Source organism: Candidatus Phytoplasma solani (genome assembly GCF_041729705.1).
GTDB classification, from domain to species: Bacteria; Bacillota_I; Bacilli_A; order Acholeplasmatales; family Acholeplasmataceae; genus Phytoplasma; species Phytoplasma solani.
On record NZ_CP103788.1, the window covers coordinates 532,196 to 555,531 of the forward strand.

Sequence of the window (23,336 nt, forward strand, 5' to 3'; positions counted from 1 at the left end):
GTGTTTATCGGCACTGGCTATTGGTTAGATAGCTCGATATTTAGGCCTCTTTGGCGCCCAGATTTGTTTATTTGATAATTTTATTTATAATATGAAAAGTTATAAAGTGCAATGTTATAAAAAAATAATGTTTTTAAAATTTTGAAAATATAGTTAAATAATTTGACTTAAATAAAAAAATATTTATTTTTGTAATTATTTTTTATTTTATTAAAAAAAATAAGGAGAAGTTTAAAATAATATGAATTGTTTTTGTAAAAAAAAAATAATTAAAATAGCTAGCCCTATTCAAAGTGTTATAAATACTTTAAATAAAGCAAAGGAATTATATGCTTCGCAGGGCATAGATCTTCAAGTTATTAAAACTAATTTCACTGAAGAAAGTGGCGAACTACTTATAAACGGAACGGTTGATGGTCTTATTTATGCTAATGTGCATGTTTTAAAAAATTTTAATAAATGTTTAAAATCGCAGAACAAAGAAACTTTAGCTTACGTACAACCTTTTTACCATTCTAAATACGGTTTATATTGTAATAAAAAAAATTCAAAAAAACTTTGGAATTTAGACGAAGTCAAAAAACATAAAAATTTAAAAGTGTTGTTGGCTGTGGCTTTTTCTTATATAGAACCTTGTGATACTTCGCGTTCACTTTTATTGTTAAAAAATTTAAATCTTATTCAAATTCAAGATTCTATTATTAAGACAAAAAAATTAAGTTTGAATTTTTCTGATATTAAAAACCCTTATAGATTAGAATTTTTGAAAACTTCTCAAATTCCTCATCAATTTGAACAAAATCCTGATCAATTTGATTTAATGGCTAATTGGCCCGCTTTTATGAAATATAATGATGATTTTATAAGAATAGGCTCTAATATCGACAATGATAAAGAACCTACAGATGAATTAGTAGAATCTTATGCAATAGCTTTAGCTTGTAGAAAAAATAACGAAAACAGTGAAGAAATTCAAATAACAAAACAGATTTTGAAAAACCCAGCAATTAAAGAATTTCACGTAAATCAAAACAATAATAATAACGAAGAAAAAGATTATGTTATGATTGAAAATCCTGATGCTTTAAAACAAAGAATTATTAAAAATTGGTTAATGTAAATATTCTGGTTTATTTAAAAATCAAGGAAAGTATATAATAAAAAATATGAATTCACGTATCGAGAAAAGAAAAAAAATAATTAAAATAGCTACTCCTTTTTCATCTACTTTTAAAACTCTACAAAAAGCTAAAAATTTAATTCAAGAAGACTTTGAATTAGAAGTTTTTTCAGAACAACAATTAAGAGATAAATTTCAAACATCTTGTAATGATGCTTTGGTTCAAGGTATCGTAGATGTTACTATTTCTAATAATTTTCATACTATGACAGCTTATAATGAATTTATAAATTGCCAAAATCAAAAAAAATTAGAATTTATTGTTCCTTTTTTTCATCCTAAGTATGGTTTATATATTAATAATAAAAATGAATTAAATTTAAAAACTTTAGAAGATGTTAAAAAACATATGGGTTTAAGAGTTTTATTTGCGCCTTTTAATGACATTTTTACTGCGCCTTGTGACTTTTCTCGTTCTCTTTTGTTATTAAAAAAATTAAATTTAATTCAAATAGATGACGAAGTTATTAAACAAAAAGGTTATGATCTAAATTTAGATCATATTAAAAATATTTATGATTTTGTTTTTATTAAAACAAATAATATTATTAGAGTAGCAGAATTGTTTAGCGATTATAAAAAATATGATTTAGCTATTAATTGTCCAGGTTTAATGAAAAATAATCCTAATTTTAAAAGAATTGGTTCTATTGGGGTAGGCGAAAAAGAAGAACATGAACCTTCAGATATCGCTTTTACTTCTTACGCAATTATATTAACTTCTAGAAAAGATAACAAAAATGATGTTAAAACTAATGTTGTAAAAGAATTTTTACAAAAAGAAGAAGTTAAAGAAATTCAATTCAAAGAAGGTGGTCAAATAGATAAAGATTATATTATGATTAATAATCCAGAACAATTGAAAGAAGATATTTTAAAATGCAATTTCAAAAAAGATTTTTTTTGTGCATATTGATTTCTTAAAAAACTATTTAAAATAGAAACTTTTTTCTTTTTTTATACGGATAGATCAATTGCCTTTTGCCGTTTTTTTAAAGTCTACTATGATTCGCCCATCGTTCGAATGAAGTGGAGCAAGTTTCGAAGCACACGGCTTTCTACAAACTTTGCAGATTTTTATTAGTCAACATTAAATTTTTGAGGTTCTTAGGGTTGTTAGAATCACTTTGTTTTATCCCTTAAATTGCAGTTTTTTTTATTTTGGAAACCCATTTTTAGGTTTGTTTTACTTCTTTTACATTATCACCTCTTTGATTGCAAATATGTTTGTTAGGAAATCTACATACTGTTTGTTGGTAGTTTACTGACTTCTTTTATCTTATAAAGGTTGTTAAGTTTTATCGCAGAAAGTCGATTGTCCTTATTATTCCAAATAAGGTTTTAATTTTTTGACTACTAAATAACTTCTTTATTCTTGAACGTCTCGGCGTTTATTTTTTGACTTGTTAATTTAATAACTATTTTTAGGATTGTCTAAGTTACTCTAAATATTTATCTAGTTTGTTAGGTGAGATTATTACTTATGTTTTTTATGACGTCACTGATATATAGGTGCCCATAAGGCGTGTTCTGAGTTTTTCTTATCTTTTATGACTGTCGACAAGATTTTCAGGTTTTTTCAATTGATAAACTAACTCAGATAAAACTACAATCTTGTTAGATGTTTTTCTTTCGGGAGTTTTTTTGGTAGCTTTTTGCTCGATAGGCGAAATTATTACAGCTGTTTTGTCTTTTTAGGACATTACAGACTTATCTTTTAGACAATTTGGTTGTGTGGAATTATTTTGACTAACTATTTTGTTTCAACCCGCTTTTATGAGTTGCTGTAATTTGTTATTTTTTCAAATAACTGAACGACTATATCTACTTAAAGAAAAGGTTTTGATTGGGGTTTCTGGCTATTTTGGTTTTTAGGCCTCTTTGGTACCTTTAATTCATTTATATAAAAAGAATCTTATTATGATTCTTGTATTTTTTGTTGTAATTCATTTTTTCATGTTAAACTATAAATATTTTATAATATCGTTTTCATGCGGTAATGTTTTGACATACTGGTCGCTTTTCTTTGTTTTTATAGTTATGTCTATTGGAAGTTATTTTAGTTATGAACATAAGGAAAAATCATTGAATTTTTTCATTTTACTTTGAGTAAAACTCAAAAAATAAAATTCATAAAAACAAGATTATTTTAAAAAATAATCTTCTTTTTTTATAAATTATGTTAAAATTAAAATATCATTAAAATTTTTTTGCTTTTTTTAATGATAATAATAAATCACTTAATAGCTCAGTATCAAAAAAAAGAAAGAAAGAGGAAACCATTAATTGAATTATTTAAACAATCTTAATAAAAGACAAAAAACTATTTTAGCTACTGTTAGTAGTTTGATTTTATTATTGGCAATAGTGCTTGGAATTTGCTGGAAAAAAGGCTATTTTGAAAGCAAAAGTTCGCAATCACAAGAAAAACTTACAGTTGGAATGGAAGTTGATTATTGGCCTTTTAATGGGGCTTTTGCAAGTGCGAAAGAAGATACTTGTCCGGTTGACGGAAGCACATCTTTGCATGCTTATGGTTATGATGTGTTAGTGGCTCAAAAAATAGCAACTAAATTAAAACGTCGTTTAGTTATTAAAAAGATTGCGTTTGATGGATTAATTCCAGCTTTGCAAAATGGAGAAATTGATTTAATCATTGCTGGAATGACTGCTACTGCTGGAAGAAAAGATGAAGCTGATTTTAGTAAAGCTTATTTAACCCCAACTGTGCAAGTAATCTTTAAAAAAAGTTTAAACGCCACAAATTTAGCTGATTTAAAAAATGTTAGGATTGAAGCGCAACAAGGCACCACTTACACTACACATAACGCAATAACTAGTAATTTTGAAACTCTTAAACCTAATTATGACAGTTATACTGCTTTGGAAGAGGCTTTGAAAACAGACGCAATCGATGGATATATTGCTGAATTAGCTCCAGCCCAATTTTTTTTAAAACAAAATCCAGATATAGCTCAAAGCTTAGTAATTCCAGGTTTTGATTTTTCTTCCGAACCTTTAAGTATTGGAGTTAAAAAAAACAATACTACATTATTACAACAAGTAAATGAAGCAATAACAGCTACTGGTTTAGACCAACCAACCAATCAAACCAATTGGATGAAGCAAGCTATTGAAAAAATAGTTGAATATACAAGACGTGAAAGAGAAATTAATTAAAAGATCATGTTGAAATTTATTTACAACTGCTTTAATAATTTATCTAAATATGGAAACATTTATTATGAAGGTTTTAAAATAACTTTTTTATTATCTGTTTTCGGTACGATTGGCGCGTTTATCCTTAGTTGGTTTTTGCTGTTATTCAAAGGATTACCTCAAAATTCTAAAAGAATTAAAACAGTTACCAAATATTTCTTTAAAAGTTTGAATACGATTGTTAATGCTTATATTTTTATCATCAAAAGCGTACCTATGATGGTACAAGCCATGCTTTTTTATTATGGTTTGACAAGCACTGGTTATTTTAAATGGCTAACCCCTTTTTGGGGCGGTTTCATTGTGATTACTTTTAATTCCACTGCCTACATTGCTGAAGCGATGTTAAAAAATTTAGAATTTTTTGACCGCGGACAAATTGAAGCTGCTTTATCTTTGGGTATGACCCCTAGACAAACTTTAAAAAAGGTCGTTTTACCTCAAGTAGTCCAAAGATCTTTATTACGTATCATTAACGAATTTATTGTCAACGTCAAAGATAGTTGTGTTTTTGGTGTCATCGGTTTGATAGAATTATTTGGAGCTGCTAAAAGCATAAGAACTTTTTCTAGTTACACTATTGTTTTTTTCAACGTCTCTCTCATTTATTTAGCCTTAGTTGGTCTTGCTACTTTTGTCTTAAAAAAATTAGAAATTAAATTAGGAAATAAAAATGCATAATATTTTTGAAATTAAAAACCTTCAAAAAAGTTTTGGTAATCGCATTATTTTAAAAGATATTAACTTAAACATCAAAAAAAACGAAACCATTACTATTATAGGATCTTCTGGGGCGGGCAAATCGTCTCTCCTTAGGTGTCTAAATTTATTAGAAGAAACTGATGCAGGGGCTATTTTATTTAACGGCGATAATATCTTAGACTCACAATACAACCCGACTGTATTACGCCGTCAAGTAGGTATGGTTTTCCAACATTTCAATCTTTTTGAACATAAAAACGTTTTAAAAAATTGTAGTTTAGCATTGACCGAAGTTTTAGGGAAATCTCAAACCGAAGCAGAAACAATTGCAGCCACACACTTAAAAGCTGTTGGCTTAGAAGAGATAATGACACAAAACATTCAAACTCTTTCAGGCGGCCAAAAACAACGAGTTGCTATTGCAAGAGCTTTATGTATGAGTCCTTCTGTGATTTTATTCGATGAACCAACCGCTTCCTTAGACCCTCAACTAACTAAAGAAGTGCTTGATATCATGACTGCTTTAACCAAAGAAGCTATCACTATTGTTTTAGTCACTCACGAAATCGCTTTTGCCCAAAAAATATCTGATCGCATTGTTTTTATGGCTGATGGCGTGATTTTAGAAGAAGGAACGCCACAACAAATTCTTCATGCTCCCAAAAACAAAAAACTTCAAGCTTTTCTTAAAGAAGCGTCTTTTAGTAAGTAAAAACAACTAAAACCAATTATTTAAAAATCATTTTTCACTTCAATCCTCTTACTAGTTTGCATTTAAGGGGGTTTTTCTTTTAACCAAAACAACAAAAAGGAAATTCAAACATGAAACGAAGTCATTTAATTATCATTTTACTTTATTTATTAACGTTGTTCTTCGTTTTATGGGCTGATCTTGATTTTACAATCCCTTTTAATGAAAAAAAAGATTCAAAAGAAGATTTAATTGTTGGTATGGAGCTAGAATATTTGCCTTTAGGTTATTTAACAAGCCAAAACAATCAAGAAGATACTTATCCGATTCAAGGACAAAGTGGCTATGCGGTGGGTTATGATATTACTATTGCCCAACTGTTAGCTAAAAATCTAGACCGTCATTTGGTGATTAAAAAGATTAGTTTTGATGGTTTGATTCCGGCTTTACAAAATAACGAAATACAATTAGTGATTGCAGGACTTTCCAAAACGAAAGCACGCGAAAAAGAGGTTGCCTTTTCTGAACCTTATTGTTTTTTTGAAGTTAAAATGATTTTAACCAAGTCAAAAGAAATTAAAGAATTACAGGATTTAAAAAATTTGAAAATTGGTTTTCAAAATGGTTCTTCTTATGCCAACAGTATTGCTAAAATAAGTGATTTTAGTAGACCTTTTTCAAGTTATAACGACTTAGAGATCTCTTTTTTAGCTAATGACATCGATGGATTTATCGCCGAATCTTTTCTGGCTGACTTTTTTTTAAACCAATTTGACAACAAAGGAAAGACAATTCCAAGCATAAACACAGAAATAACCCAACAATTATTAGAACAAAATAACAGCGAATTATTGCAATCTCGCTTTGCTTTGAATCAAAAAAATCAAACTCTTTTACAAAAGGTCAATGAAGCTTTGAAAAATATAAAAATAAACAAAGATTTTTCAAACAAATTATTGGAAGAAGCCATCCAAAAAGCATCGCAAAACCACAATGATAATCACAAAAACTTATGGGACGTATTTAAACAATATAGATCATTGTATTTGCAAGGTTTAATGATGACCTTTAAAATGGCTTGCTTAGGGACTATGGGGGCTTTTTTTCTGGCCTTGTTGTTGGTCTATGCCAAGGGATTGCCTAAAAGAAAACTTAAAAAAGACATTTGGCGACAATATTTTCATAAATATTTAAAATTAATTATCGATGCTTATATTTTTACTATTAAAAGTATACCGATGATGGTTCAAGCGATGCTTTTTTATTACGGTCTGAAAAGCACTGGGTACTTTGGTTGGTTGACGCCTTTTCAAGGAGGCTTGATTGTAATTTCTTTTAACTCTGCTGCTTATCTGGCAGAAACGATGTTAAAAAATCTGCAATTCTTTGACCCTGGTCAAATCGAAGCTGGTTTGGCTTTGGGGATGACTGACAAACAAATCTTTAAAAAAGTGGTTTTGCCGCAGGTGATACACACTTCTTTATTACGTATTTACAACGAATTTATCAACAATACCAAAGATAGTTGTGTGTTTGGGGTAATTGGAGTGTTTGAACTTGTTAATGCAACTTCTCAAATTAGAGGAGCGATCTTGAATATCAATGTTTTTTTCATCCCTATAATCATTTATCTGTTTTTAACCGCCATAGCTTTTTATGGTTTAAAAAAACTAGAAAAAAGACAAGCACTAAAAAGATAAGTGTGGTTTGATATAGTTTTTGCCACATTAAAGTCTCTTTTTTACATTTAATAATTAACTATCAAAATAAAAACAAAGAACATCATTAACTGAATTCCAAAAATAAAAGTCAATGTTGCTATTGCTAAAAATATCAAGCTAAATTATTGATTAAAAAACTTTTGCAAAACCTTTTTTATTTGCTGCTAGCTAATAAATAGATTTTATTAATTATTTCATTGTTTCATAAAAGACTTTTAAAAACATTTTAAACCCAAAAACCCCAAACTAACTGCCTTTACTCTCTTTTTTTAAGTTTTTTACATTACTAACTACTAAGCACACATTCAAAAAAAACTTATCTTAAATAAAATATCAAGCCAAATTGTTAATTAAAAAAACAGTTTGACTTTTTTTGTTATTTTAATCAAATTATTTCCTAAAAATCGAAAATTTATAACACTCTAGTTGCCTTTTTCTTCTTCTTTGTGGTAGTGGTGCGTGAGGGATATTGGGTTAGGAATTTCTAAAAACTTATCTGTTTTAAAAATAAATTGACAACCCAAAACCAACTGATGGCAATTATTAAAAATATTAAAATTATAATAGGTTTTAGTAATTTTTTTTGGTGTCATTTTTTTAATTCTCTTTTTTTTATATTTTTTTGGTTTGTTTTTTTGTTGTGTTTTGTTTTTTTTGGTTGTTTTGATTGTTTCCTTGTTGTTTGGCTAAGTGCCGTGCGTGGTGTGTGTGGTGTTTTTTTGTTGTTTTAAAATTAAAAGCCACTTTGGAAAGTGGCTCTTTTGGTGTAAAAAAAAGACCCTTGGGATGAGGGTCTTTGATGGGTTTAGTGTGTTTTGGGTTGGGTATGAAAAAAGACCTTCGTTTGAAGGTCTAAAATTATAAATTAAATTAATTATTTGGTTTTGTTGGTGGTGGGGTGGTGTCGACGTAGGTGTGGAATCTGATTGAAAAGTTGCTGCCTGATCTTCCCAACAAAAGGCTTTTTCCTCGGTCGGAAGACGAATTATAGCCAGGGCGGCTTGTTCCTGGTAAATAAAAATACCATTTATCAAGGAACCAACCCCAACCTGTATTATATGCATAATGAAGTTTAAAGTTGTCTTCTTCGGTTGAAAACAAATTAAATTGATAATCATTGTACCATCCAACCCCGCCATCATCTAAACAATAAACTGTTCTGTCGCTTCTGCCTAATTTTTCTCTAATTTCTTTTGCTGTATATGTGGTTCCAGCTTTGAAATAACATTGGTTTTTCCAATTTTCTAAGTTTTGTTCGTAGGTTTGATTGTTATCGTAAGTAAATGTTTTTTCAATTGGTGGTGTAGCTGTTGGTTTGTGAATTAATTTTAAAATTAAAAATAAACCAACGACAAATAATAAAAAAGTTGTAATGATAATGATAATTTTTTGTTTCTTAGTTAATTTGGTCTTCATTTTTTTTATTTCCTTTCTAAATTATATCGTTATTATATCTCAAAAAAAAAAAAAACACAGTTAATGCTTAAAAATGGTTTTTTAATTGTCTTTTTCTAAGACATTAACTTGCTTTTTTCGGTTAGAAATTATTTTTTTATGTGGGTAAAAAAAAGACCCTCGCAAATGAGGATCTTAGAATTGGTTGTTTTTTTTGAAAGTTTTATTTTGTGCCTCCTTTCTTTTGGAGTTTTGGTAGTTGTTTTTTTTGGGTTTTTGTTTTGTTTTGGTTTGAGTTTGTTTTTACATAAAATCATTATTTTGTATTAATGTCGGTGGGGTATTACTTTTATTACTTTTTCCTGTAAAATCATTGACAAATTGTCTGATTTTTTGTAAGTGAGGCTTATTGCTTAAATCTAATTTGTTAATAAAGGTTATTAATTCAAATAAATCATAATTTACTTCACAATAAGGGACTTGTTTAGTGGAGTTAGTTTGATAATTAATTACTGTTTTTTGGGTGACGTACCGGTACCTTCTTTAATTTGATGTTTAATATTTTTTTTCATAATTTGTTTCCCTTTTTTGGATAATTTATTCTTTGATTTAATTAGTCTTTTAGTTTTTCTATTTCTTTTTTTAGTTTTTTAATCTTGTTTAAATATATTTGTGTCTCTTCTTTGTATTTTTGTGCCGCATCTGTTAATTCTTGCACCTCGGCTGTGTCTTGTGTTGCACCTTGGCAGTTGTTGGCATAAATTCTTGAAACTCACAAGCGATTAATTTTAATCAATCAAATTCTACTTCTAAATTTTTAGTCACAAAACGAATGTAAGAAGGGTTATTTTTGATATTGCTATTTAAAATATTAAAAACATCAATGTTTGCGGCAGTATTCAAAAAAACAAGTGTTTTGATTCCAAAAACTACCATTTTCTTCTATATCATACGTCATGAAAACAGGTAAATTGCTGGGTTAATGAGTTTGAATAATCTAATAATTTGCTCCCTTAGATGCATACTAGTTATGTTTTTTTAATTTGCCTGTTTTCATATTTAAAATTATATAAGTTTTTGCAGCCATTAATCCAACATGTAAGAAAACCGGTAAGTTCGTATTGGTTTATCATGTTTTAGAAATCTTAGACGTTTAAAAAAATTAATTCTTTCTGCATGGTCTGCTTTGGTAAGTATCATATTAGAAAACAGTCTATATGCTCTAATAATATCTCCTTCATGTGTTTGATAAGTTAAATAAGGTTTTAATAATGCAGATAGATGAATTGCGCCTCAATAGGTGGGATTGTCATTTTAGACGAGCCATACTATAATATACTACAACAATCCGCCCCTGCCCAAACCGTGCGAGCAAGTTTCCAAGCACACGGCTTTCCACGAACTTCCGCAGACTTTTATCTGTGACATAGGCCTTTGGCATGCTTAGCTGTTTTATCCCCCAATTTGCAGTCTATCTATGGTAGCTTTTTATCTGGACCTGTTTGGAAACAGGGCTACTTTACTCCCTCCGCATTATCGCCTGTATTTCGTCTATGCTTGTTGGGGAACCTGCATTCATCTATCAATTCTGCTTGTTTGCGAAATTCGCTGACTTCTTTCGCCCTATAAAGGTCGTTAACCTTTCTCCTGAGAGGTCGATTGTCTTTATTATTCCAAATAAAGTTTTTCTCCTCTGACTACTAAAAAGTCTCTTTATCCTTGGGCAATAAGGCTTTTAACCCTTATCTGTTAATTTAATAACTACCTTTAGGATTCTCCAAGTTGCTCTAAATATCTACCTTGTCCTTTAGGTGAAGTAGGCCAATCACTTAACCATGCAGTCTCATACGTTTTCGCAGAATTTCTGAGGGGTTGGCGAATTTAGACTGCCCCAAAAAAACTGAACCAGTTAAAAGCCACAAAATATCCAAACTGTTTATTAATTAAAAATAAACAGTTTGGATATTTTTTTTGTACCCAAACTTAAAAAAGGAGAAAAAATGATTGAAGCCGAACGTGCCTTATTAGGTACTTTGCTTTTAAACCCAGAAAAAATTGATGCTGTTAAAAATTTGCTTGAAACTCGAAACTTTAATGAAACCAAACATCGATATATATTCGAGGCAATGAAACACCTCAAAAAACTAAATCGCGAGATTGATTACGTTTCTATTAGTTCTACTTTAGAAACTAATAATAATTTATATAAAATAGGAGGAATGGACTATTTAATTGAATTAGCCGAAATGACGCCTTCAACTCAACATTTAGAAACCTATATTGATTTAATCAAAGAAAACAGCCTTAAAACTGATTTATTAGATTTAATCAAACATTTACCTGTTGAATTATCAAAAACTAAAAATATTCATAATTATTTACAAACAGTAAAAAAACAAGTTGAGGGATTTATCCAAAATACTAAATCACCTTTTATTTCTACAAAAACCTTAATCCCTTCCCTTCGCCAAAATATTATTACTGATAACGAAGATAACCAACTTATAGGAATCAAAACAGGTTTTGATAACCTTGATGAATTAATTTCTGGGTTTAAAAATAAACAATTAATTATTTTAGGCGCAAGAACTGGAATGGGTAAAACCGCTTTTATGTTAAATCTAGTTACAAACATTACACAAATATTTCATAAAAACCAAAAAAACCAAACCGCAGTAATTTTTAGTTTAGAAATGACAGCAGAAGAATTGGGTATTAGGATGCTTTCATCAACATCACAAATCCCTTTAAATAAACTTCAACGCAAAATATTAAATAAAGAAGATAGATTTGAATTGGCTAAGGCAGAGTTTGAGTTAACTAAATTAAATATTTTAATTGATGACGATAGAAATAACAAAATTGAAGATATTAAAAACAAATGTCGCCAAATGAAATACACCAAAGGACTTGATGTTGTTTTTATTGATTACCTCCATTTATTAAAAGAAGACCAAAATTTTAATACCTATCAAGCAACAGCCGTGATTTCACGCGAACTCAAAAAACTAGCAAGTGAACTAAATATTTCAATTATAGCTTTAAGTCAAATGAATCGCGCTACCAACCTTAGAGAAGTCAAAGCGCCTCAATTATCGGATTTAAGAGATTCAGGTACTATCGAACAAGATGCTGATGTTGTAATGTTTTTACATCGTGAAAGTTATTATCAAAAACCAGATAACAATCCACATACTAACTTAATTATCGCCAAAAACCGCAGCGGACAATTAGGAGAATGTAATTTCAATTTTTATAAACAAATTCAAAAATTTGAAGTTTTAAAATAAAAAGGAAATAATCAAATGAATCAATTAACTAATTTACATTTCAAAAATATTAATGTTTTTAATTATCAAACTTCATGTGTTTACATAACTAAACAAATATGTCAACCATCTTTCTTTATTAAACCTTTTAATGAATATATGTTAGAATCTCACAATAATCTAAATAAATATCTAGAAATTAACAACTATAACTCCCAAAGTCAAAAAGCAATCCGCGGTAAAATCAATGAATACTTAATTTTGCTTTATCTAAACAACAAAGGAATCACAAACTTATACCCTCAAGCTTATTTATTCTTCATCCCCGACATTAAATTCGATTTAGTGTTATTTACGAAAACAAAAAGAATCATCGCTTTTAACTTCAAAACATCCCTGCGAGACCGATACAAACAAACAATTGTCGAAGCCCAACAATTAAAAAAACTAGATACGCGTTTTGAATTCTATTTATTAACTAACAATACCATTGAATCCCAAAGATTAAACAACAAAATTGCAAATGGCAAAGTTCAAGGCATAAATCAAGTCATTAATCTATTTTCTAACAATGCAAATCAATTCTTACAAACCTTACTTACTAACCAATTCATCTCTTTTTCACCAATTACTTTAATTAAAAAAATGGTGCACTCAAATGACAAATAAATTAATCGTTTTTGAAGGCTTAGATGGCAGCGGAAAAACTACTTTAATTAAACAATTAAAAAAATATTTAAAAAATCAACACAAAAAAGTAATTTTGTGTCAAGGGTTAGGAAGCTCTTCAATCGGTAAACAAATTAGAAATTTATTTTTAAATCAATCAAATTTATCACCTAATACTAGATTTTTACTTAGTTTAACTAATATGCTCCAAACCCAAGAAGAGCTCATTATTCCTGGTTTATTAAAAAGTTATATTGTTTTAGTTGACCGTTGGTATGATTCTACTTTTGCTTATCAAAGTGACGATATAAACCTTGATTATGGCGACAAAATGTTAACTTCAAAAATTATAAATCATTTTTTAATCAAACCTAATTTAACCATATATCTAGATATCAACCCAAAAATAGGATTAAAAAGAAAACAAATTCAAACCAATCACAAATTAGACCCAATCGAACAAAAACCCTTAATTTATTTTCAAAATGTTCGCAAAAATTACTTAAACCAACACAAATACTGTAATAATCCAAATTGCAAACAAGAAAATTGCAATAGTTTTTTAATTAATGCAACACAATCTAAAAATAAAATTTTAAAACAAATAATTAAAATTTTAACCATTAAACAAATATTCTAAATACTTAAAGGAAAGTAAAAAAATGACTAAAAAAGACATTGAAAAACAAATCAAAGAATTAGAAGCAAAAATAAAAGAATACGAAGCGTCATCACAAGCGTTAATAAAAATGTCACAAAATATCACAACAGAAGCTCAACAATTCAGAACAAAAGAAAAAAAATACACAATAAAACCAAAAAAACACCCAGCATTAGCACAAATGTTTTCAGTTGCGGCCAAAGAATATGAAACGCAAGCACGAAAACGAACAGCAGAAGCCCAAGAATACAAAGATAAAATCCAACAACTCAAAAAAGAAAAAACCAAAATAAAAGGGGAAATAAAATAAAATGAAAACAGACGAATTATTAAAAAATGAAGTATTTACCAAAAAACTGAAACGTTATATTGAATTTGAAAATACACTTGATTCTTTAAACGGAGGCGGTAGAGGTTTCGAAACCCTTTATGAAACTTTATGCGAAACTAAAATGAATATGTCAGAAACTTTTTGCGAGTTCATTAATAATTTAGATAAAAAACTTCAAGAGTTCAAAACAATAATTGAAACAAAAAAAGAGTTTTTAGAAGAATTAATTAAAGAAGAATACAAGCTAGATGACAAACATTTTCGAGATTTAGATTATGAAATTTAAAAAAACCAAAACCAAATAAATAAGGAGAACCCAAAAAATGACAAAAAAAGAATTAATTAGAAAAATAGCTGAAGTAAATGAAACCTCAATCACAAAAACTGAGGAATTTTATAACTCATTTGAATTTGCTTTGAATGAGGCAATCACTACTTATGAAGAAGTAGTTTTATCACCTCAAATTGGCAAATTCATCTTAAAATCAAGAAAAGCCCACATAGGAAGAAATCCTAAAACTGGAAAAAAACTAAAAATACCTGCCAAAACAGTAGTAACTTTCAAACCATCTAAAACCATCAAAGATGCAGTTAAAAAACTAGAATTAAATTAAAAAACAAAGGAGAATAATATGAAATTAAAAAACCCTTCATTACCTATTTTTGTAATCGCCATATACTCCGTATTAAGTGCATTTTTTCTTTTCAAAATAATTAATTATTTTGAATTAAGTGCAAAAGCTATATTCCACATTACAATATTTGCAATTTTGTTACAAAATATTTTATTTTTTATATTAATTTCAATAAACCCAAATCAAAGGACAACGAAAACCACCAAAAAACAATATATCAATAAATATGGACGTAAAAAAATTCATTATCAACATGATGGAACAACGATTGATTATATAAATGAATACGATAAAGTCACTAGTGAACTAGTTAAAACAACTAAATTCCGATCCGACGGCGTAAGAATTGATTGGATTGCAGAACGCGACCCTCAAACTGGTAATCGAATCAAAGACACTTATTTTAACCCCGACGGCGTAGGAATTGAGTTGATCCTAGAATACGACCCTAAAACTGGTAATAAAATCAAAAAAACTGAATTCCACCCCGACGGCGTAAGAATTCATTCTATAATTGAATACGACCCTCAAACTGGCATTAAAATCAAAGACTTCTCATTCCAAAAAGATGGCAAAACAATTTGGGACATCTGCGAATTCGACCCCAAAACAGGAAAATTCCTAAAAACCCACACCCAATCAAGCAAACTTGTCAAAACCGAACAAAAAAATATAAATAACCAAATAAAAAGGAGAACCAAATAATGAAAAATATAATCAAAGAAACTACTGACAAATACGGATATAGAGTTGTTGTTGAACTTAACCAAAACAACCAACTAATCAAACAAACCCAATACAACCCCGACGGCAAAACAATTTGGTACATCAACGAATACGACCCACAAACAGGACACCCAACCAAACAAACCGAATTCAAATCCGACGGCCAAACAATTGATTACATCGAAGAATTCAACCCCGAAACTGGTAATAAAATCAAAAAAACTGAATTCCACCCCGACGGCGTAGGAATTGATTGGATTGAAGAATACGACCCTCAAACTGGCAATAAAACCAAACAAACCGAATTCAAATCCGACGGCCAAACAATTGATTACATCGAAGAATTCAACCCCGAAACTGGCAAAATTATCAAAGACATCTTTTACAACCCCGATGGCTCAATTAGATCTATTGAAGAATATGATGAAGATGATGACGACCACGAATGCAATTGTGAATATTGCGATCAATAATAATATCACACTTAAAAAAACTCAACAACCTACCAACAAAACCAAAAAATACAAAAAAACAAATAATCAAAGGAGAATTAAAAAAATGCAAAAAGCAAAAGAATATCAAACAATTAATTACCAACCCGACGGAACAATTAAATCTATAATTGAATTTAACCCATCCACTGGCAAACAAGTTAAAGCCACTATTTTTCAACAAGATGGAACAACTGTTGATTATATAATTGAATTTGACCCATCCACTGGCAAAACAATTAAACACACTCATTACCGCCCCCACGGAAAAACTATTAATTTTATATATGAATTTAACCCATCCACTGGCAAAAAAATTAAAGAAACTACATACCAAGACGACGGAAAAAAGATTGATTTTATAAGTGAATTTAACCCATCCACTGGCGAACTAGTTAAAACAATTAATTACCAACCCGACGGCAAAACAATTTGGTACATCAACGAATACGACCCACAAACAGGACACCCAACCAAACAAACCGAATTCAAATCCGACGGCAAAACAATTGACTACATCCGCGAATACGACCCAAAAACTGGTAATGAAATCAAAACAACTACATACCACCCCGACGGCGTAGGAATTAAGTGGATCCGAGAATTCAACCCAAAAACTGGCGAACTAATCAAAACGACATATTACCACCCCGACGGCAAAAAAATTTGGTACATCAACGAATACGACCCACAAACAGGACACCCAACCAAACAAACCGAATTCAAATCCGACGGCAAAACAATTGACTACATCCGCGAATACGACCCTAAAACTGGTAATAAAATCAACAAAACTAAATTCCGATCCGACGGCCAAACAATTGATTACATCGAAGAATTCAACCCCGAAACTGGTAATAAAATCAAAAAAACTGAATTCAAATTCGACGGCGTAGGAATTGATTGGATTGAAGAATTCAACCCCGAAACTGGTAATAAAATCAAAAAAACTGATTACCGATCCGACGGCCAAACAATTGATTACATCGAAGAATTCAACCCCGAAACTGGCAAAATTATCAAAGACATCTTTTACAACCCCGATGGCTCAATTAGATCTATTGAAGAATATGATGAAGATGATGACGACCACGAATGCAATTGTGAATATTGCGATCAATAATAATATCACACTTAAAAAAACTCAACAACCTACCAACAAAACCAAAAAATACAAAAAAACAAATAAACAAAGGAGAAAACCAAATATGACAAAAAAAGAATTAATTAAAAAAATAGCTTTAGCCAACAAAACCTCAATAACCCAAACCGAAGAATTTTACAACTCATTCGAGAATGCAATAATTAAAGCAATCACAAACAACGCGGAAGTTGTTTTATCCTCTAAAATCGGTAAATTCATCTTAAAATCAAGAAAAGCCCATATAGGACGAAACCCTCAAACAGGCAAAAAAATAAAAATACCAGCCAAAACAGTAGTAACTTTCAAACTTTCTAAACCCATCAAAGATGCAGTTAAAAAACTAGAATTAAATTAAAAAACAAAGGAGAATAATATGAAATTAAAAAACCCTTCATTACCTATTTTTGTAATCGCCATATACTCCGTATTAAGTGCATTTTTTCTTTTCAAAATAATTAATTATTTTGAATTAAGTGCAAAAGCTATATTCCACATTACAATATTTGCAATTTTGTTACAAAATATTTTATTTTTTATATTAATTTCAATAAACCCAAATCAAAGGACAACGAAAACCACCAAAAAACAATATATCAATAAATATGGACGTAAAAAAATTCATTATCAACATGATGGAAAAAAGATTGATTTTATATATGAATATGATCAAGACACTAGTGAACTAGTTAAAACAACTAAATTCCACCCCGACGGCGTAAGAATTGATTGGATTGCAGAACGCGACCCTCAAACTGGTAATCGAATCAAAGACACTTATTTTAAACCCGACGGCGTAGGAATTGAGTTGATCCTAGAATACGACCCTAAAACTGGTAATAAAATCAAAACAACTACATACCACCCCGACGGCGTAAGAATTCATTCTATAATTGAATACGACCCTCAAACTGGCATTAAAATCAAAGACTTCTCATTCCAAAAAGATGGCAAAACAATTTGGGACATCTACGAATTCGACCCCAAAACAGGAAAATTCCTAAAAACCCACACCCAATCAAGCAAACTTGTCAAAACCGAACAAAAAAATATAAATAACCAAATAAAAGGAGAATAAAAAATCATATGAGCGACGCCATGACTGAAATTGACCGCGGGACTTACTTCAAGGACCGCAGCAAATTAAAACCCAAAACTAAAAACAATAAATAATCAAAGGAGAATTAAAAAAATGCAAAAAGCAAAAGAATATCAAACAATTAATTACCGATCCGACGGAACAACTATTTATTATATAAGTGAATTTGACCCATCCACTGGCAAAAAAATTAAAAAAATATTTTACCGATCCGACGGAAAAACTATTGATTGTATAAATGAATCTGACCCAAACACTGGCAAAATAGTTAAAAAAACACATTTCAACCCCGATGGAACAACTGTTGATTATATAAGTGAATTTGATCCATCCACTGGCGAACTAGTTAAACAAACTTTTTACCACCCCGACGGAACAATTAGTGATATCATTAACTTTTAAACCCAACCAAACCCAAATATAGACCAAAAAAACCAAACCAAATAAAAGGAGAAATAAAATAAAATGAAAACAGACGAATTATTAAAAAATGAAGTATTTACCAAAAAACTGAAACGTTATATTGAATTTGAAAATACACTTGATTCTTTAAACGGAGGCGGTAGAGGTTTCGAAACCCTTTATGAAACTTTATGCGAAACTAAAATGAATATGTCAGAAACTTTTTGCGAGTTCATTAATAATTTAGATAAAAAACTTCAAGAGTTCAAAACAATAATTGAAACAAAAAAAGAGTTTTTAGAAGAATTAATTAAAGAAGAATACAAGCTAGATGACAAACATTTTCGAGATTTAGATTATGAAATTTAAAAAAACCAAAACCAAATAAATAAGGAGAAAACCAAATATGACAAAAAAAGAATTAATTAAAAAAATAGCTTTAGCCAACAAAACCTCAATAACCCAAACCGAAGAATTTTACAACTCATTCGAGAATGCAATAATTAAAGCAATCACAAACAACGCGGAAGTTGTTTTATCCTCTAAAATCGGTAAATTCATCTTAAAATCAAGAAAAGCCCATATAGGAAGAAATCCTAAAACTGGAAAAAAACTAAAAATACCTGCCAAAACAGTAGTAACTTTCAAACCATCTAAAACCATCAAAGATGCAGTTAAAAAACTAGAATTAAATTAAAAAACAAAGGAGAATAATATGAAATTAAAAAACCCTTCATTACCTATTTTTGTAATCGCCATATACTCCGTATTAAGTGCATTTTTTCTTTTCAAAATAATTAATTATTTTGAATTAAGTGCAAAAGCTATATTCCACATTACAATATTTGCAATTTTGTTACAAAATATTTTATTTTTTATATTAATTTCAATAAACCCAAAGGAGGAAAAATAAATGACTAAAATTTTAAAAGTTATATTATTTACTGCATTTCCAATAATAACACCATTTTTAACTTACAAAATATTTAATTATTTTAAATTAAGCCCAGAAACTATAAACAAAATAACACTGGTATCTATAACGTCTTTAATTTTAATAATAAATATTATCCTTTTTTACATACTTGAAGAGGCGAAAAAATATGAGTGATGGAATGATTGAAGCATATCGTGGAACCTATTTCCAAGACCGATTACAAAAACCCAAAAAGAAAAAAACAAAAAAATCAATAAAAGGAGAATTAAAAAAATGGAAACTTTAAAAATCGCATTAATGAGTTTATTAACGCAAATAATTGCATTTCTAATAAGTGTAGTAATTATGTGTTATTACCCAACTTTACAAATGCTTATTATTTCAACAACAAACTTCTTTAGCATAGTTATGTTTGTTATTTATTATTTTTTTATATTTTTAAAACAAAAAGAAAGGCAATAAACCATGTTTATTTTTACAATTTTAACAAACATTACAAATTACTTCCTCAATTATACAAAAGGATTTACAACAATTGAAATCTTAGAACGAAGAACCGATGCAATTCAAACAACTCTTTTCACCATACTTATCGTCACAGGTTTTAAACCAGTTTTTAAATTAATTACAAATATTATTATCTTTTTTAAAGACATCATAATGGGCCTCTTTTTCCCTAACAAAAAACTCCAAAACTTAGAAATCAAAAACGCCAAACAAGCATACTTAGAACAACAATTAATAAAAAAATTAGATAAAATCAACGAAAACCAAGAAAAACTTAAATCCCAAATTTCCCAACAAAAAATAAAAGTTTCTCATTGGAAAGATAAAAAAGAAAGAAAAAAATTGTTAAAATCACAAAATAACAATCAATCAAACCTTAGAAAGGACAACGAAAATGAATGACCTAAATTTTACTATTGGTTTTTTAATTGGTTGTTTGTTTACAACTGCTTTGATGTTTCTTTTTAAAAAACTATTCTTCTCTCTTTTTCAACATTCTCAACCCCAAGAAACAAAAGAAATCAAAAAAAGATTACAAGAACTAGAATCAATCAACCAATTAAACACTAAAACCGAAAACAATAATCCATTTAATCCAAAACAAAAACCAATTGAATTAAATAACAAAGAAATAGAAAAAGAATAATAATTATGCAAATCAAAACCTTAAATCAACGTACTAAATTATGGTACCAACACCGTAAAAAATACATAAATGCATCTGAAATAGGAAGTATCACTGGAAACGATAAATTCAGAACATTAGAACAATTGGTACACGACAAAATCTTTGGAACAACTTTTACTTCTAACAAATACACCGAACACGGTAATAAAACTGAACCCCTAGCACGTAGTTTCTTTGAAAAAACCACTAACCTAAATTTTCCTGATACCATTTTTACCGACGATAAAACAAAAATGTTTTCAGCCTCTCTTGATGGTTATAATTCTAAAACAAATATTTTATTAGAAATTAAATGCCCTTATGTGGATGAAAACAATAAAACATCCACATCTTGGAACGGCTTTTTTTCAAATAAAGAAGTTCCCATTAACTACTGGGCCCAAGTTCAATGCCAATTATATTGTAGTCAAGCTAAATTTGCTTACTTTTTGGTTTATTTTAATGACATAAAATACCATGTGGTCCGCATTTACCAAAATAATAACTTTATCTCTAAAATGATTGCTGATAGTAAAAAATATTTAAATATTTTAAACAAAGCCAAACAAGAATTATCACAAACAACTTATTTAAAAAAATTAACTAAAACAAAATAAAATATAAAACAATAGACTCAAAATATTAGCCATTAAGGCCCCTCCAAAACAAAAGTCGACTCATTATACATCACTTATCGTTATAAAATAAACAATTATTAAAAGAAAGGAGAAAATATGAAACTTTCAACCAAAATATATCTTAGTTTTTTAGCAATATTTAGTTTAATTCTATTTGTTTTATTTATTGTTGGATTAACCAAATCACCATCCAACTCCAACACCAACCAAAATCCCACACAAAACACCCACACACAACAACACGGAGAGGAAAAACAAAATAACAAAGAATTAAACCCAAAAGAAAAAGAAGCACTTAGTCAAATTCAAACTCGTTTACAAGAACTAGAATCAATCAATCAAAAAAATATAGAAAATTCAAAAAAACTCAAAGAAGAAGACAACATTTTATCCCAAAAAATTAATTCTAATTTAACAAAAATAAATACTTTAAATCAAGAAATAAATACTCTCAATAACCAATTAGAAGAAAAAACAAACCAATTAAACAACAAACAAACTAACTTAACCGACGAACAAAAATCCAAATTAGAAACTGAAATAAACAAAATAAAACAAGAAATAACCAACAAAACCCAAAAACGCGATAACATCAATAATGAAACAAAACCTCTAACTAAAAAACGAGTAGAAATCACACAATCTCAATTAACCAACCAAAACACAATCCAAACAACTCAATTAGAAATAAATAAAACTACCAATTTTAAAGATATTTATGAAAAAATCAACATCTTACAAAAAGCAATTAATTACAATAACGCAAACAAGGAATTAATAAAAGAACAAATAATTAAAAATCAGGATAACCCTCAAGAAATCCAAAACTTAAAAAGTTATGATTTATTCTTAGACGGTCAATTAATTCAATTTAAAAAACAAATTAAACAATTACAAACCGAAATTGAAATAATTAAAAACCCAAATACACCCAAACTTGAAAAAAAGAAAGTCACATTCAAAGATGTATATGGGATGGAAAGAGAAAAAGAAGAACTAAAAGATTTAATTTGTTATTTTAAAGATGATGACGATGATTTAGTCAACTACGACCAAATCAAACCAAAAGGATACTTATTATATGGTCCTCCAGGAACAGGAAAAACACATTTAATGAAAGCCCTTTGTGGTGAAGCTAACGTTCACTTTATTAATTTAATTCCTTCTAAATTCCGCCAAAAATACATCGGTGAAGGAGAAAAAGAAGTGGAGAAAGTTTGGCAAGAAGCAGAATCATATGATAAAACAATTATCTTTATTGATGAAATCGAAGGATTAGAAAATCGTGAGGATGCCAATATTTCTTCAGGAGGAGTCAATGTTATCAATACTTTATTAGATAAATTAGATGGTTTTAATAGTAGTAACAAAAAAATAGTTTTAATGGGAGCAACTAACCATTTAAACAAAATCGACAAAGCCCTAAGAAGTAGATTTTCTAAAGAAATAAAAATTGATTTAATGCAAGATGAAGAAATAGAAGGTTTTTTAAAATTCTTAATCACTCCTTATAAAATCAGTTATCACACTTATCTACATTTAAATGAAATCGCTAATAGATGTAAAGGCAAAAACTATTCTAACCGTGATTTAACCACCATCATCAAAGATGCCTATACCAAAACCAAAAGATTTAAATCCGAAAATAAGAATCATGAAGTAATGTTACCATCTGACTTAGATGAAATGATAGATATACAACAAGGAATCAAAAAAGATATAACCGATATTGATAAACGCAGAAAAGAATGCGAAGGCCAATATGCAGCATGGAAACAAGGCCTATTAAAACACCTAAAACCTACAAAAGACGAAACAAAAGTAGAAAAAAAATATGTTTTTTATAGCTTAAACGGCCTTGGACGCGGAAACCACCCCGAACACGAACCAACCGACCTTGCACCATTCGTCAAAAACCCATTTGACAATTGGTATGATGGAAATTTAACAGTAGATAATTTTGTTTGTTTCCACACAAAAAACAAAGACAAAGACTCACAATTTAATGACAAAATGATTGTAGACCCATCGAATCACTACATAGAACTTAACTACAAAGGCCCTAAATGGTTACTCGAAGAAGATAAAGACTTTTTCATGGATGAAGTAAACTGCATTTCAAACAAAAGAGACGAAAACAATCTCCACTTCATAAACAAAACCTACTACCTCCACTTCAACCCCAAACAAGGTTATATAACCCTATACACCCAAAAACACAACACAAAAAAATGAAGAAAATAATAAACCAGTGA

The 23,336-nt window shown here is 29.2% G+C and carries 30 protein-coding genes; 26 read left to right on the forward strand and 4 right to left on the reverse strand.

Annotated features, from left to right (window positions below):
* Positions 1-241: 241 nt before the first annotated feature.
* From psc1_RS02555 to psc1_RS02580, 6 genes are all read left to right on the forward strand, one after another.
* Positions 242-1,120 (forward strand): MetQ/NlpA family ABC transporter substrate-binding protein, encoded by an 879-nt coding sequence (locus psc1_RS02555; protein ID WP_122225532.1) that lies wholly within the window; start codon positions 242-244, stop codon positions 1,118-1,120.
* Positions 1,121-1,166: 46 nt separating this feature from the next.
* Positions 1,167-2,096 carry an ABC transporter gene (locus psc1_RS02560; RefSeq protein ID WP_023161525.1) on the forward strand — a complete coding sequence of 310 codons (930 nt, stop codon included), beginning with the start codon at positions 1,167-1,169 and terminating at the stop codon, positions 2,094-2,096.
* Between the two features lie 1,370 nt (positions 2,097-3,466).
* A complete protein-coding gene (locus tag psc1_RS02565) occupies positions 3,467-4,360 on the forward strand; it encodes a transporter substrate-binding domain-containing protein (RefSeq protein ID WP_373375531.1) in 894 nt (297 codons plus the stop codon).
* 6 nt (positions 4,361-4,366) lie between these two features.
* Positions 4,367-5,080: an amino acid ABC transporter permease gene (locus psc1_RS02570; RefSeq protein WP_373375532.1), complete on the forward strand. Its 714-nt coding sequence runs from the start codon at positions 4,367-4,369 to the stop codon at positions 5,078-5,080.
* Positions 5,073-5,813 (forward strand): amino acid ABC transporter ATP-binding protein, encoded by a 741-nt coding sequence (locus tag psc1_RS02575; protein WP_373375533.1) that lies wholly within the window; start codon positions 5,073-5,075, stop codon positions 5,811-5,813. The genes psc1_RS02570 and psc1_RS02575 overlap by 8 nt, the downstream gene beginning before the upstream one ends.
* Before the next feature lie 110 nt (positions 5,814-5,923).
* A complete protein-coding gene (locus psc1_RS02580; protein ID WP_023161239.1) occupies positions 5,924-7,492 on the forward strand; it encodes an ABC transporter substrate-binding protein/permease in 1,569 nt (522 codons plus the stop codon).
* A gap of 443 nt (positions 7,493-7,935) precedes the next feature.
* Here the strand turns inward: psc1_RS02580 and psc1_RS02585 are convergent, their stop codons facing one another.
* The 4 genes from psc1_RS02585 to psc1_RS02600 form a co-directional block, all read right to left on the reverse strand.
* The gene (locus tag psc1_RS02585; RefSeq protein WP_208936792.1) at positions 7,936-8,106 is read right to left on the reverse strand and encodes a hypothetical protein; all 171 of its coding nucleotides are present in this window, start codon (positions 8,104-8,106) and stop codon (positions 7,936-7,938) included.
* Positions 8,107-8,125: 19 nt separating this feature from the next.
* Entirely contained in the window at positions 8,126-8,257 is a 132-nt protein-coding gene (locus psc1_RS02590) for a hypothetical protein (protein ID WP_373375534.1), read from the reverse strand.
* Positions 8,258-8,383: 126 nt separating this feature from the next.
* Positions 8,384-8,929, reverse strand: coding sequence for a hypothetical protein (locus psc1_RS02595; RefSeq protein WP_373375535.1), 546 nt, complete (start codon positions 8,927-8,929; stop codon positions 8,384-8,386).
* Between the two features lie 771 nt (positions 8,930-9,700).
* Complete coding sequence (locus tag psc1_RS02600) at positions 9,701-9,844, reverse strand: hypothetical protein (RefSeq protein ID WP_161954767.1); 144 nt, start codon at positions 9,842-9,844, stop codon at positions 9,701-9,703.
* A gap of 1,064 nt (positions 9,845-10,908) precedes the next feature.
* Between psc1_RS02600 and dnaB the strand changes: the two genes are divergently transcribed.
* The 20 genes from dnaB (at position 10,909) to psc1_RS02700 (ending at position 23,316) form a co-directional block, all read left to right on the forward strand.
* Positions 10,909-12,198, forward strand: coding sequence for a replicative DNA helicase (dnaB, locus tag psc1_RS02605; protein WP_373375536.1), 1,290 nt, complete (start codon positions 10,909-10,911; stop codon positions 12,196-12,198).
* A 15-nt stretch (positions 12,199-12,213) separates the two neighbouring features.
* Positions 12,214-12,846: a hypothetical protein gene (locus psc1_RS02610; protein ID WP_122225685.1), complete on the forward strand. Its 633-nt coding sequence runs from the start codon at positions 12,214-12,216 to the stop codon at positions 12,844-12,846.
* A complete protein-coding gene (tmk, locus tag psc1_RS02615; RefSeq protein ID WP_023161182.1) occupies positions 12,836-13,486 on the forward strand; it encodes a dTMP kinase in 651 nt (216 codons plus the stop codon). Before psc1_RS02610 ends, tmk begins: the two co-directional genes overlap by 11 nt.
* Before the next feature lie 22 nt (positions 13,487-13,508).
* Positions 13,509-13,817 carry a hypothetical protein gene (locus psc1_RS02620; protein ID WP_122225686.1) on the forward strand — a complete coding sequence of 103 codons (309 nt, stop codon included), beginning with the start codon at positions 13,509-13,511 and terminating at the stop codon, positions 13,815-13,817.
* A 1-nt stretch (position 13,818) separates the two neighbouring features.
* Complete coding sequence (locus psc1_RS02625) at positions 13,819-14,124, forward strand: hypothetical protein (protein WP_023161306.1); 306 nt, start codon at positions 13,819-13,821, stop codon at positions 14,122-14,124.
* Between the two features lie 37 nt (positions 14,125-14,161).
* Complete coding sequence (locus tag psc1_RS02630; RefSeq protein WP_373375537.1) at positions 14,162-14,452, forward strand: HU family DNA-binding protein; 291 nt, start codon at positions 14,162-14,164, stop codon at positions 14,450-14,452.
* A gap of 18 nt (positions 14,453-14,470) precedes the next feature.
* On the forward strand, positions 14,471-15,178 hold the full coding sequence (locus psc1_RS02635; RefSeq protein ID WP_122225688.1) for a DUF2963 domain-containing protein: 708 nt from the start codon (positions 14,471-14,473) through the stop codon (positions 15,176-15,178).
* Positions 15,178-15,672: a DUF2963 domain-containing protein gene (locus psc1_RS02640; protein WP_373375538.1), complete on the forward strand. Its 495-nt coding sequence runs from the start codon at positions 15,178-15,180 to the stop codon at positions 15,670-15,672. The genes psc1_RS02635 and psc1_RS02640 overlap by 1 nt, the downstream gene beginning before the upstream one ends.
* A gap of 85 nt (positions 15,673-15,757) precedes the next feature.
* Positions 15,758-16,813 carry a DUF2963 domain-containing protein gene (locus tag psc1_RS02645; RefSeq protein WP_373400967.1) on the forward strand — a complete coding sequence of 352 codons (1,056 nt, stop codon included), beginning with the start codon at positions 15,758-15,760 and terminating at the stop codon, positions 16,811-16,813.
* Positions 16,814-16,898: 85 nt separating this feature from the next.
* A complete protein-coding gene (locus psc1_RS02650) occupies positions 16,899-17,189 on the forward strand; it encodes an HU family DNA-binding protein (RefSeq protein WP_373375540.1) in 291 nt (96 codons plus the stop codon).
* A gap of 18 nt (positions 17,190-17,207) precedes the next feature.
* Positions 17,208-17,909 carry a DUF2963 domain-containing protein gene (locus tag psc1_RS02655; RefSeq protein WP_373375541.1) on the forward strand — a complete coding sequence of 234 codons (702 nt, stop codon included), beginning with the start codon at positions 17,208-17,210 and terminating at the stop codon, positions 17,907-17,909.
* 114 nt (positions 17,910-18,023) lie between these two features.
* On the forward strand, positions 18,024-18,332 hold the full coding sequence (locus tag psc1_RS02660; RefSeq protein ID WP_122225577.1) for a DUF2963 domain-containing protein: 309 nt from the start codon (positions 18,024-18,026) through the stop codon (positions 18,330-18,332).
* Between the two features lie 63 nt (positions 18,333-18,395).
* A complete protein-coding gene (locus psc1_RS02665; protein WP_023161306.1) occupies positions 18,396-18,701 on the forward strand; it encodes a hypothetical protein in 306 nt (101 codons plus the stop codon).
* A 37-nt stretch (positions 18,702-18,738) separates the two neighbouring features.
* Positions 18,739-19,029, forward strand: a complete 291-nt coding sequence (locus psc1_RS02670; RefSeq protein WP_122225578.1) for an HU family DNA-binding protein — start codon at positions 18,739-18,741, stop codon at positions 19,027-19,029.
* Positions 19,030-19,047: 18 nt separating this feature from the next.
* Positions 19,048-19,245 (forward strand): hypothetical protein, encoded by a 198-nt coding sequence (locus psc1_RS02675; RefSeq protein ID WP_122225579.1) that lies wholly within the window; start codon positions 19,048-19,050, stop codon positions 19,243-19,245.
* Between the two features lie 297 nt (positions 19,246-19,542).
* On the forward strand, positions 19,543-19,731 hold the full coding sequence (locus psc1_RS02680; protein WP_122225581.1) for a hypothetical protein: 189 nt from the start codon (positions 19,543-19,545) through the stop codon (positions 19,729-19,731).
* A 3-nt stretch (positions 19,732-19,734) separates the two neighbouring features.
* The gene (locus tag psc1_RS02685; RefSeq protein ID WP_122225582.1) at positions 19,735-20,178 is read left to right on the forward strand and encodes a hypothetical protein; all 444 of its coding nucleotides are present in this window, start codon (positions 19,735-19,737) and stop codon (positions 20,176-20,178) included.
* A complete protein-coding gene (locus psc1_RS02690) occupies positions 20,171-20,422 on the forward strand; it encodes a hypothetical protein (RefSeq protein WP_373375542.1) in 252 nt (83 codons plus the stop codon). The genes psc1_RS02685 and psc1_RS02690 overlap by 8 nt, the downstream gene beginning before the upstream one ends.
* 5 nt (positions 20,423-20,427) lie before the next feature.
* Positions 20,428-21,060 carry a YqaJ viral recombinase family protein gene (locus psc1_RS02695; RefSeq protein ID WP_373375543.1) on the forward strand — a complete coding sequence of 211 codons (633 nt, stop codon included), beginning with the start codon at positions 20,428-20,430 and terminating at the stop codon, positions 21,058-21,060.
* A 117-nt stretch (positions 21,061-21,177) separates the two neighbouring features.
* Positions 21,178-23,316, forward strand: a complete 2,139-nt coding sequence (locus tag psc1_RS02700) for an AAA family ATPase (RefSeq protein WP_373375544.1) — start codon at positions 21,178-21,180, stop codon at positions 23,314-23,316.
* The last annotated feature ends 20 nt before the right edge of the window (positions 23,317-23,336 follow it).

What these genes read in the sequence shown, in the direction of transcription:
- psc1_RS02555 (WP_122225532.1), top strand. Translation starts at nt 242, where the DNA reads ATGAATTGTTTTTGTAAAAAAAAAATAATTAAAATAGCTAGCCCTATT.
- psc1_RS02560 (WP_023161525.1), top strand. Translation starts at nt 1,167, where the DNA reads ATGAATTCACGTATCGAGAAAAGAAAAAAAATAATTAAAATAGCTACT.
- psc1_RS02570 (WP_373375532.1), top strand. Translation starts at nt 4,367, where the DNA reads ATGTTGAAATTTATTTACAACTGCTTTAATAATTTATCTAAATATGGA.
- psc1_RS02575 (WP_373375533.1), top strand. Translation starts at nt 5,073, where the DNA reads ATGCATAATATTTTTGAAATTAAAAACCTTCAAAAAAGTTTTGGTAAT.
- psc1_RS02580 (WP_023161239.1), top strand. Translation starts at nt 5,924, where the DNA reads ATGAAACGAAGTCATTTAATTATCATTTTACTTTATTTATTAACGTTG.
- psc1_RS02585 (WP_208936792.1), bottom strand. Translation starts at nt 8,106, where the DNA reads ATGACACCAAAAAAAATTACTAAAACCTATTATAATTTTAATATTTTT.
- psc1_RS02595 (WP_373375535.1), bottom strand. Translation starts at nt 8,929, where the DNA reads ATGAAGACCAAATTAACTAAGAAACAAAAAATTATCATTATCATTACA.
- psc1_RS02600 (WP_161954767.1), bottom strand. Translation starts at nt 9,844, where the DNA reads ATGGTAGTTTTTGGAATCAAAACACTTGTTTTTTTGAATACTGCCGCA.
- dnaB (WP_373375536.1), top strand. Translation starts at nt 10,909, where the DNA reads ATGATTGAAGCCGAACGTGCCTTATTAGGTACTTTGCTTTTAAACCCA.
- psc1_RS02610 (WP_122225685.1), top strand. Translation starts at nt 12,214, where the DNA reads ATGAATCAATTAACTAATTTACATTTCAAAAATATTAATGTTTTTAAT.
- tmk (WP_023161182.1), top strand. Translation starts at nt 12,836, where the DNA reads ATGACAAATAAATTAATCGTTTTTGAAGGCTTAGATGGCAGCGGAAAA.
- psc1_RS02620 (WP_122225686.1), top strand. Translation starts at nt 13,509, where the DNA reads ATGACTAAAAAAGACATTGAAAAACAAATCAAAGAATTAGAAGCAAAA.
- psc1_RS02625 (WP_023161306.1), top strand. Translation starts at nt 13,819, where the DNA reads ATGAAAACAGACGAATTATTAAAAAATGAAGTATTTACCAAAAAACTG.
- psc1_RS02630 (WP_373375537.1), top strand. Translation starts at nt 14,162, where the DNA reads ATGACAAAAAAAGAATTAATTAGAAAAATAGCTGAAGTAAATGAAACC.
- psc1_RS02635 (WP_122225688.1), top strand. Translation starts at nt 14,471, where the DNA reads ATGAAATTAAAAAACCCTTCATTACCTATTTTTGTAATCGCCATATAC.
- psc1_RS02640 (WP_373375538.1), top strand. Translation starts at nt 15,178, where the DNA reads ATGAAAAATATAATCAAAGAAACTACTGACAAATACGGATATAGAGTT.
- psc1_RS02645 (WP_373400967.1), top strand. Translation starts at nt 15,758, where the DNA reads ATGCAAAAAGCAAAAGAATATCAAACAATTAATTACCAACCCGACGGA.
- psc1_RS02650 (WP_373375540.1), top strand. Translation starts at nt 16,899, where the DNA reads ATGACAAAAAAAGAATTAATTAAAAAAATAGCTTTAGCCAACAAAACC.
- psc1_RS02655 (WP_373375541.1), top strand. Translation starts at nt 17,208, where the DNA reads ATGAAATTAAAAAACCCTTCATTACCTATTTTTGTAATCGCCATATAC.
- psc1_RS02660 (WP_122225577.1), top strand. Translation starts at nt 18,024, where the DNA reads ATGCAAAAAGCAAAAGAATATCAAACAATTAATTACCGATCCGACGGA.
- psc1_RS02665 (WP_023161306.1), top strand. Translation starts at nt 18,396, where the DNA reads ATGAAAACAGACGAATTATTAAAAAATGAAGTATTTACCAAAAAACTG.
- psc1_RS02670 (WP_122225578.1), top strand. Translation starts at nt 18,739, where the DNA reads ATGACAAAAAAAGAATTAATTAAAAAAATAGCTTTAGCCAACAAAACC.
- psc1_RS02675 (WP_122225579.1), top strand. Translation starts at nt 19,048, where the DNA reads ATGAAATTAAAAAACCCTTCATTACCTATTTTTGTAATCGCCATATAC.
- psc1_RS02680 (WP_122225581.1), top strand. Translation starts at nt 19,543, where the DNA reads ATGGAAACTTTAAAAATCGCATTAATGAGTTTATTAACGCAAATAATT.
- psc1_RS02685 (WP_122225582.1), top strand. Translation starts at nt 19,735, where the DNA reads ATGTTTATTTTTACAATTTTAACAAACATTACAAATTACTTCCTCAAT.
- psc1_RS02690 (WP_373375542.1), top strand. Translation starts at nt 20,171, where the DNA reads ATGAATGACCTAAATTTTACTATTGGTTTTTTAATTGGTTGTTTGTTT.
- psc1_RS02695 (WP_373375543.1), top strand. Translation starts at nt 20,428, where the DNA reads ATGCAAATCAAAACCTTAAATCAACGTACTAAATTATGGTACCAACAC.
- psc1_RS02700 (WP_373375544.1), top strand. Translation starts at nt 21,178, where the DNA reads ATGAAACTTTCAACCAAAATATATCTTAGTTTTTTAGCAATATTTAGT.